This is a genomic window from Enterobacter sp. CPE_E1241, assembly GCF_045618265.1.
Taxonomy (GTDB): Bacteria; Pseudomonadota; Gammaproteobacteria; order Enterobacterales; family Enterobacteriaceae; genus Enterobacter; species Enterobacter adelaidei.
Window position 1 is genome coordinate 3,894,553 of the sequence record NZ_JBIWYV010000001.1, and the last position, 13,329, is coordinate 3,907,881.

Sequence of the window (13,329 nt, forward strand, 5' to 3'; positions counted from 1 at the left end):
TGTAACTAAAGGTTCAGATTGACATTATTCAGACATGACTAGTCGTGTAACGATTACACCGTCAGGGTTGTGCTGCGTCACGTTTGTGGAGAACTGAAATCCACTCCCCTTGAATGCGCACCACTTTTCCGCAACACTACCGGGTGTGTAAACGCTTACCCCCACTAAGAAGGTATTTAATGGCGACAATAAAGGATGTGGCCCGTCTGGCAGGAGTTTCGGTGGCAACCGTCTCGCGCGTGATTAACGACTCGCCTAAAGCCAGTGACGCATCACGCCAGGCTGTGCAAAGCGCCATGGAATCCCTGAACTACCATCCCAATGCCAATGCCCGCGCGCTCGCCCAGCAGTCCACTGAAACCATTGGGCTGGTCGTGGGTGATGTGTCTGATCCCTTTTTCGGTGCGATGGTTAAAGCGGTGGAGCAAGTGTCTTATCAGACAGGCAATTTTTTGCTGATTGGTAATGGCTACCATAATGAACAAAAAGAACGCCAGGCCATCGAACAGCTTATCCGCCACCGCTGCGCTGCGCTGGTTGTTCACGCCAAAATGCTTCCCGATACCGAACTTATTCATCTGATGAAGCAGATCCCCGGCATGGTGATCATCAACCGTATTATTGCCGGGTTTGAAAAACGCTGCGTGGCGCTCGATGACCGCTATGGTGCCTGGCTCGCTACCCGTCATCTGATTCAACAGGGACACACACGAATTGGTTATCTCTGTTCAAACCACCCCATTTCTGATGCGGAAGATCGGCTACAAGGTTACTACGATGCCTTGCGCGAAAACGGTCTCCCGTGTAATGACCGCCTGGTAGCCTACGGTGAGCCGGATGAGAGCGGTGGTGAGCAGACTATGACTGAGCTGCTTGGCCGTGGACGAAATTTCACCGCCGTTGCCTGTTATAACGACTCCATGGCCGCCGGGGCAATGGGGGTGCTAAATGACAACGGGATTGAGGTGCCGTCAGAAATTTCACTCATTGGTTTCGATGATGTGCTGGTCTCCCGCTACGTGCGCCCGCGCCTGACCACGGTACGTTATCCTATCATCACGATGGCAACGCAGGCCGCAGAGCTGGCGTTAGCCCTGGCTGAGAAACGCCAGCCACCGGACATTACCCATCTCTTCAGCCCGACCTTAGTGCGCCGTCACTCCGTAGCATCGCCAGCAGAAGCAGGAGAGGAATAGCGATAAAGGTGTACCGTTTTATTCGGGTACTCCAGTGCATCGCCAATATACTGCCAGCCGTAACGTTCATAGAAGTCACGGCAGGCAGACCACAAATGCAGTTCGCGATACCCGGCCTGAGCAGCATAGGTCATAACATGCTGCTGGAGTTGCCCGGCTAACCCTTTACCACGCGCCGCGTCGTCAACGTACAACGCCGCCAGCCACGGGAAGAGATCCTGCCGGGTGATCAGATCGCAACGCCAGAGCCCCACAGTGCCGAGAAGCTGTTCGTTTTGCACAGCAATAAAGGTCAATGGCAAAGCACCCGGCGTCTGGCTGTGCTCAACAATGCTATGAAAAAACGCCCGGGGAAGCCCCTCACCAAAGGCGTGCCAGATCCAGTCGGTCACTTGCTCCGCATACTGCGGTGCGGCGTAAAGCGGCAGAATGTCAGCCTTATCCATGTTTTACCTGTGTTTTTCAGTTCGATGCTCAGGCCTGATGCCCACGGCCAGTTTGTACACTATTTTACCAGAACCCGGCCATTTTCGTTGACTGCGGGCAGGCCGTTATGTCGGCGGGCGGATCGTTACCAAAAAGCGTGATCGTGGCAGAAGTTTTGCGTCCCCCGCATCGCTTATACGCTGCGAGGTCTGTGTTAAACTGCAGACCATTACGTGGAAGCAGGAATGTAGAATGGCAACAATGCTGGATGTCTCACTGCGTGCGGGCGTGTCGAAGGCCACGGTATCGCGCGTACTGAACGGCACAGGTCAGGTTAAAGAGAGTACGCGTCAGCAGGTGTTTGCTGCGATGGAAGAGCTGGGCTACCGCCCGAACTTTCTCGCGCGTTCACTGGCTAACCAGACCAGCAACAGCATTGGTCTGGTCGTCTCAACCTTCGATGGTTTTTACTTTGGTCGCCTTCTGCAACAGGCATCACGGCAGACCGAAACCCACGGGAAACAGCTGATCGTCACGGATGGACACGACGCACCAGAGCAGGAAGAACAGGCAGTGCAGATGCTGGCCGATCGCAAATGTGATGCCATTGTGCTGTACACGCGCTATATGAGCGAAAAAGCGATCATCAAACTGATGAATACCGTGCAAACCCCGCTGGTGGTTATCAACCGTGAAGTCAGCCTGGCGCCGGATCGCTGTGTGTTCTTCGAACAACAGGATGCTGCCTTTAAGGCAGTGGATTACCTGATCAATCAGGGTCACCGGGAGATCGCCTGTATCACCGTCCCGATCCATACCCCAACCGGGAAAGCGAGACTGATGGGCTACCGTAAGGCGCTGGAAAAGCACGGCATTCGTCTGGACGAACGCCGGGTAAAGTATGGCGATGCGGGAATGACGCGGGGATATGAGCTGTGTAAAGAGCTCATTGCCGATGGCGTGTCGTTTAGCGCCCTGTTTGCCTGTAACGATGATATGGCGCTGGGTGCATCCAAAGCGTTACACCAGGCGGGGCTTAAGATCCCGCAGGATATTTCGCTGTTCGGTTTTGACGATGCCCCAAGCGCGAAATGGCTGGAACCTGCACTTTCATCGGTTTATCTGCCTATCGACAATATGATTGTCACCGCTATCGATCAGGCCATCAGGCTGGCAAAAAACCAGCCTGTCGATGCGATCCCGCCGTTTACCGGCACGCTGGTACTTCGCGATTCGGTCACCACGGGGCCGTACTTTAATCAAATGAGTTCCAGCGCCAGCAGTTCCTGAATGGTCTGGCGACGGCGGATCAGCCGTGCCTTGCCGTTATCAAACAGCACCTCCGGCAGCAGCGGGCGACTATTGTAGTTAGATGACATAGAAGCCCCGTAGGCACCGGTATCGTGCAGTACAAGATAATCGCCCGGTTTGACCTCTGGCAGCGCGCGGGTTTCCACTTTGCCACCTTCCTGCTGAGTGAACACGTCACCCGATTCGCACAGCGGCCCCGCAACGACCGTCTCACGGCGCGGCGCGTGCGTTAAATCGCGACCATCGGCAGCCAGAGCCGTTATGTGATGATAGCTGCCGTACATGGACGGACGCATCAGGTCGTTAAAACCGGCATCAATCAACACGAAATGACGTGAGCCCATCTCTTTCACACTGCGAACCTGCGCCACCAGCACGCCGGCTTCGGCAACCAGGAAACGACCCGGCTCAATTTCCAGCTTCACAGCGTGGCCCAGATGCGCAGCGATTTGGTCACGCGCGGCGCTCCACAGACCGTAATAGTGATCGGTATCGATCGCCTCTTCACCTTCACGGTAAGGAATAGAAAGCCCGCCACCTGCGGAGATCGCCTCCAGGTCCTGACCAAAATCGACAACCTGACGCACCATCGCCCCGCAGACCTGCTCAAGATGTGCATAATCCACGCCAGAGCCAATGTGCATATGAATGCCGACCAGCTTCAGGTTATAACGCTGCAACACGTCAAGCGCGGCTGGCATATCGGCATACCAGATACCGTGTTTGCTGTTTTCGCCGCCGGTGTTGGTTTTTTGGCTATGACCATGACCAAAACCCGGGTTCACGCGTAACCAGACGCGATGACCTGGTGAAACCTGGCCTAGCTGCTCTAGCATATCCACAGACCCGGCATTCACCGGTACCTGCAATTCATGTACGCGCGCAAGCGTCGCTTCATCGATCACATCGGCAGTGAAGACGATCGCATCTGGATCGGTTTTCGGATCAAACCCGGCCACCAGCGCACGCTCGATTTCGCCCAGTGAAACGGAATCTACTTTCACGCCCTGCTCACGCATCAGGCGCAGAATGTGAATATTGGAGCATGCCTTTTGAGCAAAGCGTACCACGTCAAACTGATGCAGAGCGGCGATCTTCTCGCGAACGATCTGCGCGTCGTAGACCCAAACCGGACAGCCAAACTCGACTGGCAAGCGCAGCAGGTTTTCAGCGTTCAAATCGGTATCAGTCTGGTTGAGTGGGCGTGGCATGGTCTTCTCCGGATAAATTCATTTTTTATGATTACGCCACAGCGGAAAAAGAATAAAAAATATCGTTTTATCGCGAGTCTATGCAAAAATGATATGGATACTCCTCTGCTTTCAGGTGCCCTATGCCCGCCGTCAACTTACGCCATATCGAGATTTTTCACGCTGTGATGACCACCGGCAATCTCACCGAAGCCGCGCAGATGCTGCATACCTCACAGCCGACGGTGAGCCGGGAACTGGCACGCTTCGAGCAGGTGCTTGGGTTGAAGCTGTTTGAACGCACCCGCGGCAGGTTACACCCAACGGTGCAAGGGTTGCGTCTGTTCGAGGAAGTTCAGCGCTCCTGGTACGGGCTGGACCGAATTGTCAGCGCGGCGGAGAGCTTACGTGAATTTCGCCAGGGCGAGTTGTCGATTGTCTGTCTGCCCGTGTTTTCGCAGTCGTTTCTGCCGATGCTGATACAGCCTTTTCTGGCCCGTTATCCCGAGGTGAACCTGACCATCGTCCCGCAGGAGTCACCGCTGCTTGAAGAGTGGCTTTCGGCGCAGCGTCATGACCTGGGATTAACCGAAACCCTCGCTACGCCGGCGGGAACGCAGCGCACAGAATTACTGGCGCTAGATGAGGTCTGCGTCCTGCCTGCTGGCCATCCCCTTGCCAAAAAAAGCGTACTGACCCCTGCGGATTTCCACGGCGAGAACTACATCAGCCTGTCACAGACGGACAGCTACCGGCAGCTGCTGGATACGCTCTTTACCGAGCATCAGGTGAAACGAAGAATGGTGGTCGAAACGCACAGTGCCGCATCTATTTGCGCAATGGTTCGTGCCGGCGTGGGCGTCGCGGTGGTTAATCCGCTCACGGCGCTGGATTATGCGGAAAGTGGGATTGTGGTTCGACAGTTTAGCGTTTCAGTCCCCTTTACCGTCAGCCTGATCCGCCCGATGCATCGTCCGGCCTCTGCGCTGGTAGATGCGTTCAGCGAACATCTGCAAAGTGGGTTAAGCACGCTAACCGCACAACTGAAGAAGGTACTGGAAAAGACGCCCGACTAAGTCAGCGGGCGTCCTCTGACTCAGTTAAAACGCTTAGCCACAGCGGCAACACGCTCACCGAATTTTACTGCCGTTTGCAGATCGCCGCTGGCAATCGCGCCCGCATCCGCATCTGACGGAGACTGTACCAGCAGCCCGACAGAGCCACCGAGGTTGTTGATATCCTGACGCGTTGCAGCCTGCGTATTCGATGGCGGCAGGCCCAGGCTCACCCAAATCCCACCATGCTGCGATGCCAGCGTTTGCAGGTATTGCAGGGAAACTTGCTTGTCACCGTTCAGGCTCGCACTGTTACTGAAGCCCGCGAACACTTTGTCCTGCCAGCTGCGAACGAACCAGGCTTTAGAGGTGGCATCAGCAAATTTCTTAAACTGCCACGGCACACCGCCCATGTAAGTTGGCGCGCCAAAAATAATCGCCTTTGCCTCGTTCAATTTTTGCCAGTCGCTTTCCTGAATTTCACCATTGCTGTCGATGGCGATCAGTTCAGCCTGCGCGCCCTCTGCAACTGTTTCAGCAACACGTTGGGTGTGGCCGTAGCCTGAATAATAGATAACTACAACGCTCATAATAGATCTCCTGATGCAATATTGCCTTGTGAGTCAAAAGATTAAGACGGTTTTAAAATTGCTCTGCGAGCAGTTGCCATTTTCGGTTCCCTGGTATCAAATAGAAACCTTACGTCGTTTTATACACGCAAATATTCGCGGGCGTAAGAAGGCACTTTTACCTCACCTGGTTACCTTGAGGGAACCACCATGACTGAGTCTGTCGTACTGAAAGAGGAGATGCCTCCTTATAACGTGTTCGATGAGCGCTGCCCTACCCGCGACGTGCTGGCGCGTATCGCCGACAAATGGGCGCTGCTGATCCTCGCGCGTCTTGAAAACGGGCCAATGCGCTTTAACAAGCTGCAACGTGATATTCAGCGGATCACCAAAAAGGTACTGACCCAGGCATTACGCAAGCTGGAACGCGATGGGCTGGTTTCACGTGAGGTTTTCGCGACCGTTCCGGTGACGGTGGAGTACAGTCTGACGCCGCTGGGACAGGCGTTAACCGAAACAGTGACCGTGCTGGCACACTGGGTGGAAAGTAATATGGATGCGATTGTGGCGGCGCAATCCGCTTATGACGCCGCCAATGCACAGACCTGAGCCGGGACGTTCCCGGCGCAAGCCCGCTCAGGAGAGCATAAACTCCACGGCATCGGCAGCATGGATCGCTGTGGTATCAAACACCGGGATTGGACTGCGCGCTACCGGAACCAGTAAGCCGATCTCAGTACAGCCAAAGATCACACCTTCTGCCCCCTTCTGTGCAAGCTTCTCGATCACGCTGACGTAATACGCGCGGGAAGGTTCACTGAATGTCCCCAGGCAAAGCTCATCAAAGATAATCTGATTGATGCGTTTCCGGTCAGCCTCATCCGGGATCAGGCTTTCAATCCCAAACTCACTACTCAAGCGACCGCGATAGAAATCCTGCTCCATGGTATAGCGCGTACCCAGCAGTGCCACACGCGACATTCCGGATGCAGCAATTTTACGCCCGGTCGCATCGGCGATATGCAGGAAGGGTAACGAGCAACGCTCTTCTATCCGGGAAGCAACTTTATGCATGGTGTTCGTACAGAGCAAAATTCCCTCTGCTCCCGCACGCTCCAGCCCCAGCGCCGCCTGTGCCAGGATCTCCCCGGCTTTATCCCATTCACCGCTCGACTGGCAGGCCTCGATTTCATGGAAATCAACGCTGTGCAGCAGCAAGCTTGCGGAGTGCAGGCCGCCCAGACGCTGCTTTACCCCTTCATTAATCAGGCGGTAATACGGGATTGTTGATTCCCAGCTCATTCCACCTAAAAGACCGATTGTTTTCATCACCCCTCCTTATCTCTGGTCTATCTTTCTAGCACAACCTACCCCAATAAAAAAAGGCGCTGTATTCAGCGCCTTGTTAACCTGCAGAGTTTATTCCGTCACCGGCTCCGGCAGCGGATTACGGGTGAGCATTGCTTCGCGCAGTAAAACGCTACCGCAGGCAAACAGCCCTCCCAGGAGCGCCGCCAGGACGACAATCAATGCCTTACCCGGGCCATCTTTTTTCACCGGCATGGAGGGGGAAAGCTGGTATCTGAATGGCTCAAGTTTGACATCGGCAAAGGAGAGTTTTTTCAGCTGCGCCAGGTGGTATTCGCGGTTCTGGAAATCCGCATTCAGCTCGGTCACGTCCTTCAGATTTTTTTCAATCTGCAGCTTTTGTGCGATCCCGTCAGCGCCGAGCGAAACAGAGTAGTCCGGGTCATCTTTTACCGCCTGTCCGTTGCTGTAGACCGGCTTCTTGATGCCTGCTGCATTCGCCACTTCCAGCGAATAATTCAGTCGCTGCAGGTTAGTATTGTGAATATTGGTCAGGCGGACGCGATCCAGTTCCAGCTGCTGCTCAACAACGTTCTTTTTGAGGGCGATCTGGTTACGGATATTCTGCACCGTCTCTTTCTCGACAATAGCCGTAATATAGTCGATATATCCCTCCAGGACGGATTGAGCATCACCCGCTGTCGGCGCGGTGAAGCTTAATGTCCAGGAGACAAATGGCGCTTTGTCCGCGTCTTTTCCCTGGGCGTCATTCACTGCTTTCATTCTATCTGAGATATTGACTATCGCCCGATGCAGTTCAAGCGGATCCACCTCGGAGTCTTTAAGCTGCGACATCACGTAAGGAGAGGATTTCAGATACTCTTCAAGCAATGACTGCGACTGAAACTTTTTAATGAACAGGTCAAAGACTTCCGGACGGGTAATCTTCACGTCTACATCAAGCACCTGTAATGCCACCATCATCTGGCGCAGCGGGTTCCACTGCGATTGTTCTGCCGGGGTAATCACCGCTTTACTGGTCCACTTCTGCGGCAGTAAAAATGAAACGGCCAACCCCACCAGTGCAAAAACAAGGGTAATGGTGACAATACGCTTTTTCGCTGCCACAAGAACTGCTACCAGGCCGAGAAGATCTATCTCTTTAGCGTGTACGGCCGGGGGGGCATAATGGGGAAAATCAAGATCGGTGCTTTTTTTGATATCCATCTCAGACATATGAAATATTTTTAGGATGCAGTGCATCTTTGCTCAAACGTTAGCGGTGGTCCGATGATACCGCAACTTAAGAATTATCTTAAAATGAAATCTTTTGATTTATCTGTCCCCTGCCAAAATTAGTAGTGAATTTCACCACCTGATTATTGTGATTAAGCGCCCCCTTTATGCCCTTCCGGCATACGTTGTAAGCGCTTAAACAGGCAATACGATCACACGCCGATATTACGCAGTTTCTCTCCCGCCATCAGCTTGCGTTCAATATGTTCCAGCGTGACGCCTTTTGTTTCTGGAATTAACCAGAACGTGACGCCAATAAACGCCACGTTCAGCACCGTATAGAGCCAGAACGTTCCCGCCGCGCCAATTGCGTCCAGCAGCGTCAGGAATGTCGCGCCGATGATCATATTCGATACCCAGTTGGTGGTCGTGGAACAGGTGATGCCAAAGTCACGGCATTTGAGCGGCTGAATTTCGGAGCACAAGATCCACACCACAGGCGCGGCGCTCATCGCATACCCGGCAATACACATCATGGTCATACCGACGGAGAGCCAAGAAAGACCACTTGAGGCCGTACCGTTATCAAACTGCATCAGGCAGTATCCGAGGATCAGCGTACCGAGCGCCATTACGCTGAAACCAATTTTCAGCGCCGGCTTGCGTCCGGCTTTATCCACGGTGAACACCGCAATAAAAGTGGCGAACATAAAGGTAAGCCCCACCACCAGGGTGGCCATCATCTGCTGTTCCGTGGTAGTGAATCCCGCCATTTTGAATATGCGCGGCGCGTAGTACATGATGATATTCATCCCGGTGAACTGCTGCATTGCCTGCAGCAACATGCCGAGGAACACCGCGCGGCGCACGTTGCGGTTGATCTTAAATAACGCCCAGCCTCCCTGCTTCAGCTTCAGGCTTTCACGGATCTCGTTCAGCTCTTCCCGTGCTTTTTCCGAGGTATCGCGCAACATGCGCAGCACCTCTTCGGCCTCCACATGACGTCCTTTTTGCGCCAGCCAGCGCGGACTGTTTGGCAGGAAAACCACCAGTACAATCAGCACCAGTGCCGGTAAAGCCAGCACGCCGAGCATCCCGCGCCAGTTGCCGCTGTAGCTGAAGTAGGTATCGGACAGGAACGCCAAAACAATACCCAGCGTCACCATCAGTTGATACATGCTGATCATCCTGCCACGCACGTTTTCACTCGCCATTTCGGAGAGGTAGAGCGGTGCCGTATAGGAAGCAATCCCGACCGCCACACCGAGCAGCACACGGGAAAGCAGCAACACTTCAACGTTCGTGGCAAACGCGGAACCAATGGAGCCGGCAACAAACAGAATCGCCCCGACCATCAGGCTGTACTTACGCCCCAGGCGGAACGAGAGCCAGCCATTAAACAGCGCGCCGATGGCCGCGCCGAGCATCATGCTGCTCACCACCCACTCCTGCAGACGGCTACTCAGGGTAAAGTGATCGGTTATAAACGGTAATGCACCGGCAATCACGCCGATATCCAGTCCAAATAATAAGCCCGCTACCGCGGCCGCAATGGAAACAAACTGATTCATTCGGCGGGTATCACGCAGCGCAGCGGGCATAAGGGTAGAGTCATTTATAGATGTCATATTTTTCCTGCCTCAACAGCAAAATTCGTTAACTGAAATTACGAGAAAGCGAGGAAAAGTGTCAGGTCGGAAATCGCGAAGTTATGGATTATTCCGCTACGGCATACGGTTCTGTGATGGACATTACAATTTCAACTCGTGGCGAATAATCACGCATTTTTACTAATCAATTAATATTTAAGAAATAAAAGTGTGATTACCGTCATTTATGATTTTTCAGTATGGATTTTTCATCTTTACCGATATGGACTAAGCCAATTTTACGTAAAAAAAACCTCCGCCCATGGGCAGAGGTGCTTAATACAGATTGAATTAACGCGCCAGCCAGCCACCGTCTACAGCCACGGTGTAACCGTTGATGTAATCCGATGCCGGGGAGGCCAGGAAGACAATCGGCCCCATAAGATCGCCCGGCAGCCCCCAACGGCCAGCAGGAATACGCTCAAGGATTTCCGCGCTACGCTGTTCATCCGCACGCAGCTGCTGCGTGTTGTTGGTCGCCATGTAGCCCGGTGCAATCGCATTGACGTTGATATTATGTTTCGCCCATTCGTTTGCCAGCAGGCGGGTCACGCCCATTACAGCGCTTTTGGACGCGGTGTAAGACGGCACGCGGATACCGCCCTGGAAAGAGAGCATCGAGGCAATATTAATGATCTTGCCGCCTTTCCCTTGTGCGATGAAGTGCTTCGCCGCTGCCTGGGACATAAAGAACACGCTCTTGATGTTCAGATCCATCACATCGTCCCAGTCGCGTTCAGTGAAGCTAATCGCATCTTCACGACGAATCAGTCCGGCATTGTTTACCAGAATGTCGATATGTCCGAATTCCGCGACAGCACGTTCCAGCAGTTCAGGAATGGCGTCGATTTTACGCAGATCGGCAGTCAGGCTCAGGAAACGGCGACCCAGTGCCGTCACGCGTTCAATGGTTTCAGTCGGTTCAACAATATTAATCCCCACAATATCGCAACCCGCTTCCGCCAGACCTAACGCCATCCCCTGACCCAGTCCGGTGTCACACCCCGAAACCACAGCCACTTTCCCCTGAAGAGAGAATGCATCCAGAATCATGTTTATTCCTTACTCTTTCAACGCCTGTCACTCACAGGCAGATTTATGCTTCACTGCCCGCGACTAGCGCAGATCGCTGACCGCAATATGGTCCATATCATCGAAGACCTGGTTTTCGCCCACCATTCCCCAGATAAAGGTGTAGGCTTTCGTCCCTACGCCGGAGTGAATGGACCAGCTCGGTGAAATCACCGCCTGCTCGTTGTGCATCACGATATGGCGCGTTTCCTGCGGCTGTCCCATCATGTGGAACACGCAGGCGTCCTCGTCCATGTTGAAATAGAAGTAGACTTCCATGCGGCGCTCGTGGGTGTGGCACGGCATGGTGTTCCACAGGTTACCCGGCGCGAGTTCGGTCAGCCCCATGCTGAGCTGGCAGGTCTCCAGCACATCTGGCACGAAGTATTTATTGATGGTGCGGCGGTTGCTGGTGAGATTGTCGCCAAGCGTCACAGGGGCAACGTCTGCCGGAGTGACCTTCCTGGTTGGGTAAGTGGAGTGAGCCGGGGCGCAGTTGTAGTAAAACTTCGCAGGCCTGCTGCCGTCGATGCTTGCGAAGACCACATCTTTCGCCCCTTTACCCACGTAAAGCGCCTCGCGATGGCCAATCTCATAGCACTGTCCGTCTACGGTGATGGTACCCGGCCCGCCGATGTTAATCACACCCAGCTCGCGACGCTCGAGGAAATAACTCACGCCCAGCTGTTTACCGACCTCACCGCCCACGGAGACGCTGCTCGTGACGGGCATAATCCCGCCCACAATAATGCGGTCGATATGGCTGTAGACCAGGGTGTACTTGTCGGCCTCGAACACCTGCTCGACTAAAAACTCATTGCGCAGCCCTTGAGTGTCCAGCGTTTTGGCGTGCGCACTGTGGATGCTTTGTCTGATGTCCACGATAACCTCCAGATGTGGTCATGCCCGAAGGCAGAAAATAAACGAAACAGCGTTCCGTTTTCATGATGAGCACATACTATCGGCATAAAGTGGGCTTTTCAATTATATTTAAAACAACGTTTCATTTTTATTTTTGTTTGTATCGGAAATGACGTTCGGATCACGATAAATGGGGATTGAGAAACACAGCACCATAAAAAAACCTCCCGCAGGAGGTTTTTTAGAATGAGAAGAGGTTAACGTTCGATGGCCAGCGCCACCCCCTGCCCGCCACCTATACAGAGTGTGGCAATGCCTTTACGGGCGTTCCGCTTTTTCATTTCGTGGACCAGCGATACCAGGATCCGGCAGCCGGACGCACCAATAGGATGTCCCAGCGCGATCGCCCCGCCGTTGACGTTTACCCGCAGGGGATCCCACTCCAGCATTTTGCCGACCGAGATCGCCTGAGCGGCAAAGGCTTCGTTTACTTCGATCAGATCCACATCTGAGAGCTGCCACCCCGCACGATCCAGGCAGCGACGGGTAGCATACACTGGCGCGATCCCCATTAACGCAGGATCAACACCTACGCTGGCAAACGCCTTGATGCGGGCCATTACGGGGAGATCCAGCTCAAGGGCTTTGCTTTCGCTCATCATCATGACGGCCGCTGCGCCATCATTAATGGAGGAAGCATTTCCCGCCGTAACCGACCCCTGCATTTCAAAAGCAGGGTTAAGCCTCGCCAGACCTTCAGCGCTGGCGTCGGTACGCGGCTGCTCATCGGTATCCACCACGACAACCTCGCCGTTCTGACGCTGCGTGCTGACAGGGACAATTTCATCGCGAAAACGGCCGGAATCAATCGCCGCGCGCGCCTTTTGCTGCGAGCTTAAGGCATAAGCATCCTGCAGCTCACGGCTGATGCCGTACTCGCGCGCCAGGTTTTCCGCCGTCACACCCATATGATAATCATTGAACGCATCCCAGAGCCCGTCATGCACCAGGCTATCAAGCAACTGGCTGTTGCCTAACTGTGCGCCGGTACGGCTGTCGGTCAATACGTGCGGCGCGCGGCTCATGTTCTCTTGTCCGCCCGCAATGACCACATCCGCTTCACCGCACTGAATGGCTTGCGTTGCAAGATGTAGCGCTTTTAGTCCTGATCCACAGACGTCGTTAATGGTGATTGCGGAGACGGTATTGGGCAACCCACCTTTCAGCGCCGCCTGGCGCGCAGGGTTTTGCCCGGCTCCGGCAGTCAGAACCTGTCCCAGGATCACCTCATCAATTTCATGGGCTGCGATCCCGCTACGTTCCACCAGCGCTTTTACTACCACGCTGCCCAGGTCAACCGCCGAGTGACGCGCAAGCGCTCCCTGAAAACAGCCGATAGCTGTACGCAACGCACCCACTATTACGACATCTTTCATCACGACCTCTGTGTTAAATGA

General features: G+C 54.1%; 13 protein-coding genes. 4 read left to right on the plus strand and 9 right to left on the minus strand.

Going from position 1 to position 13,329, the window contains the following annotated elements; all coding sequences use genetic code 11:
- Positions 1-179: 179 nt before the first annotated feature.
- Positions 180-1,196 carry an HTH-type transcriptional regulator GalR gene (gene galR, locus ACJ9Y9_RS19020; RefSeq protein WP_028016920.1) on the plus strand — a complete coding sequence of 339 codons (1,017 nt, stop codon included), beginning with the start codon at positions 180-182 and terminating at the stop codon, positions 1,194-1,196.
- Here the strand turns inward: galR and ACJ9Y9_RS19025 are convergent.
- A complete protein-coding gene (locus tag ACJ9Y9_RS19025; protein ID WP_028016921.1) occupies positions 1,157-1,642 on the minus strand; it encodes a GNAT family N-acetyltransferase in 486 nt (161 codons plus the stop codon). The two genes, galR and ACJ9Y9_RS19025, sit on opposite strands and share 40 nt — an antisense overlap.
- A gap of 232 nt (positions 1,643-1,874) precedes the next feature.
- Here ACJ9Y9_RS19025 and ACJ9Y9_RS19030 point away from each other — a divergent pair, with 232 nt between their 5' ends.
- Positions 1,875-2,912: a LacI family DNA-binding transcriptional regulator gene (locus tag ACJ9Y9_RS19030; RefSeq protein WP_028016922.1), complete on the plus strand. Its 1,038-nt coding sequence runs from the start codon at positions 1,875-1,877 to the stop codon at positions 2,910-2,912.
- Here ACJ9Y9_RS19030 and lysA read toward each other — a convergent pair.
- Complete coding sequence (gene lysA / locus ACJ9Y9_RS19035; protein WP_028016923.1) at positions 2,882-4,144, minus strand: diaminopimelate decarboxylase; 1,263 nt, start codon at positions 4,142-4,144, stop codon at positions 2,882-2,884. The genes ACJ9Y9_RS19030 and lysA overlap by 31 nt on opposite strands.
- 122 nt (positions 4,145-4,266) lie before the next feature.
- Here lysA and ACJ9Y9_RS19040 point away from each other — a divergent pair, with 122 nt between their 5' ends.
- The gene (locus ACJ9Y9_RS19040; protein ID WP_028016924.1) at positions 4,267-5,199 is read left to right on the plus strand and encodes a LysR family transcriptional regulator; all 933 of its coding nucleotides are present in this window, start codon (positions 4,267-4,269) and stop codon (positions 5,197-5,199) included.
- Between the two features lie 20 nt (positions 5,200-5,219).
- Here ACJ9Y9_RS19040 and ACJ9Y9_RS19045 read toward each other — a convergent pair whose 3' ends face one another.
- A complete protein-coding gene (locus ACJ9Y9_RS19045; protein ID WP_028016925.1) occupies positions 5,220-5,768 on the minus strand; it encodes a flavodoxin family protein in 549 nt (182 codons plus the stop codon).
- Positions 5,769-5,957: 189 nt separating this feature from the next.
- On the opposite strand from ACJ9Y9_RS19045, the gene ACJ9Y9_RS19050 reads away from it, so the two are divergent.
- Positions 5,958-6,356 carry a helix-turn-helix domain-containing protein gene (locus tag ACJ9Y9_RS19050; protein ID WP_080282775.1) on the plus strand — a complete coding sequence of 133 codons (399 nt, stop codon included), beginning with the start codon at positions 5,958-5,960 and terminating at the stop codon, positions 6,354-6,356.
- A gap of 27 nt (positions 6,357-6,383) precedes the next feature.
- Here ACJ9Y9_RS19050 and ACJ9Y9_RS19055 read toward each other — a convergent pair whose 3' ends face one another.
- The 6 genes from ACJ9Y9_RS19055 to ACJ9Y9_RS19080 all read right to left on the minus strand — a co-directional run bounded on the left by ACJ9Y9_RS19055 (position 6,384) and on the right by ACJ9Y9_RS19080 (position 13,308).
- Positions 6,384-7,076, minus strand: coding sequence for an aspartate/glutamate racemase (locus ACJ9Y9_RS19055; protein WP_028016927.1), 693 nt, complete (start codon positions 7,074-7,076; stop codon positions 6,384-6,386).
- Positions 7,077-7,166: 90 nt separating this feature from the next.
- A complete protein-coding gene (wzz(fepE), locus tag ACJ9Y9_RS19060) occupies positions 7,167-8,291 on the minus strand; it encodes an LPS O-antigen length regulator Wzz(fepE) (RefSeq protein ID WP_028016928.1) in 1,125 nt (374 codons plus the stop codon).
- Between the two features lie 212 nt (positions 8,292-8,503).
- A complete protein-coding gene (locus tag ACJ9Y9_RS19065) occupies positions 8,504-9,919 on the minus strand; it encodes a sugar porter family MFS transporter (RefSeq protein WP_028016929.1) in 1,416 nt (471 codons plus the stop codon).
- A 312-nt stretch (positions 9,920-10,231) separates the two neighbouring features.
- Positions 10,232-10,993, minus strand: coding sequence for a 2-dehydro-3-deoxy-D-gluconate 5-dehydrogenase KduD (kduD, locus tag ACJ9Y9_RS19070; RefSeq protein ID WP_028016930.1), 762 nt, complete (start codon positions 10,991-10,993; stop codon positions 10,232-10,234).
- A 63-nt stretch (positions 10,994-11,056) separates the two neighbouring features.
- A complete protein-coding gene (gene kduI, locus ACJ9Y9_RS19075; RefSeq protein ID WP_028016931.1) occupies positions 11,057-11,893 on the minus strand; it encodes a 5-dehydro-4-deoxy-D-glucuronate isomerase in 837 nt (278 codons plus the stop codon).
- A 236-nt stretch (positions 11,894-12,129) separates the two neighbouring features.
- Complete coding sequence (locus tag ACJ9Y9_RS19080; RefSeq protein ID WP_028016932.1) at positions 12,130-13,308, minus strand: acetyl-CoA C-acetyltransferase; 1,179 nt, start codon at positions 13,306-13,308, stop codon at positions 12,130-12,132.
- Positions 13,309-13,329: the final 21 nt, after the last annotated feature.

Excerpts from the sequence above, each read along its gene's own strand:
- ACJ9Y9_RS19055 (WP_028016927.1), bottom strand. The coding sequence starts at position 7,076 with ATGAAAACAATCGGTCTTTTAGGTGGAATGAGCTGGGAATCAACAATC.
- galR (WP_028016920.1), top strand. The coding sequence starts at position 180 with ATGGCGACAATAAAGGATGTGGCCCGTCTGGCAGGAGTTTCGGTGGCA.
- kduD (WP_028016930.1), bottom strand. The coding sequence starts at position 10,993 with ATGATTCTGGATGCATTCTCTCTTCAGGGGAAAGTGGCTGTGGTTTCG.
- lysA (WP_028016923.1), bottom strand. The coding sequence starts at position 4,144 with ATGCCACGCCCACTCAACCAGACTGATACCGATTTGAACGCTGAAAAC.
- ACJ9Y9_RS19040 (WP_028016924.1), top strand. The coding sequence starts at position 4,267 with ATGCCCGCCGTCAACTTACGCCATATCGAGATTTTTCACGCTGTGATG.
- ACJ9Y9_RS19030 (WP_028016922.1), top strand. The coding sequence starts at position 1,875 with ATGGCAACAATGCTGGATGTCTCACTGCGTGCGGGCGTGTCGAAGGCC.
- ACJ9Y9_RS19065 (WP_028016929.1), bottom strand. The coding sequence starts at position 9,919 with ATGACATCTATAAATGACTCTACCCTTATGCCCGCTGCGCTGCGTGAT.
- ACJ9Y9_RS19050 (WP_080282775.1), top strand. The coding sequence starts at position 5,958 with ATGACTGAGTCTGTCGTACTGAAAGAGGAGATGCCTCCTTATAACGTG.
- ACJ9Y9_RS19025 (WP_028016921.1), bottom strand. The coding sequence starts at position 1,642 with ATGGATAAGGCTGACATTCTGCCGCTTTACGCCGCACCGCAGTATGCG.
- ACJ9Y9_RS19045 (WP_028016925.1), bottom strand. The coding sequence starts at position 5,768 with ATGAGCGTTGTAGTTATCTATTATTCAGGCTACGGCCACACCCAACGT.
- ACJ9Y9_RS19080 (WP_028016932.1), bottom strand. The coding sequence starts at position 13,308 with ATGAAAGATGTCGTAATAGTGGGTGCGTTGCGTACAGCTATCGGCTGT.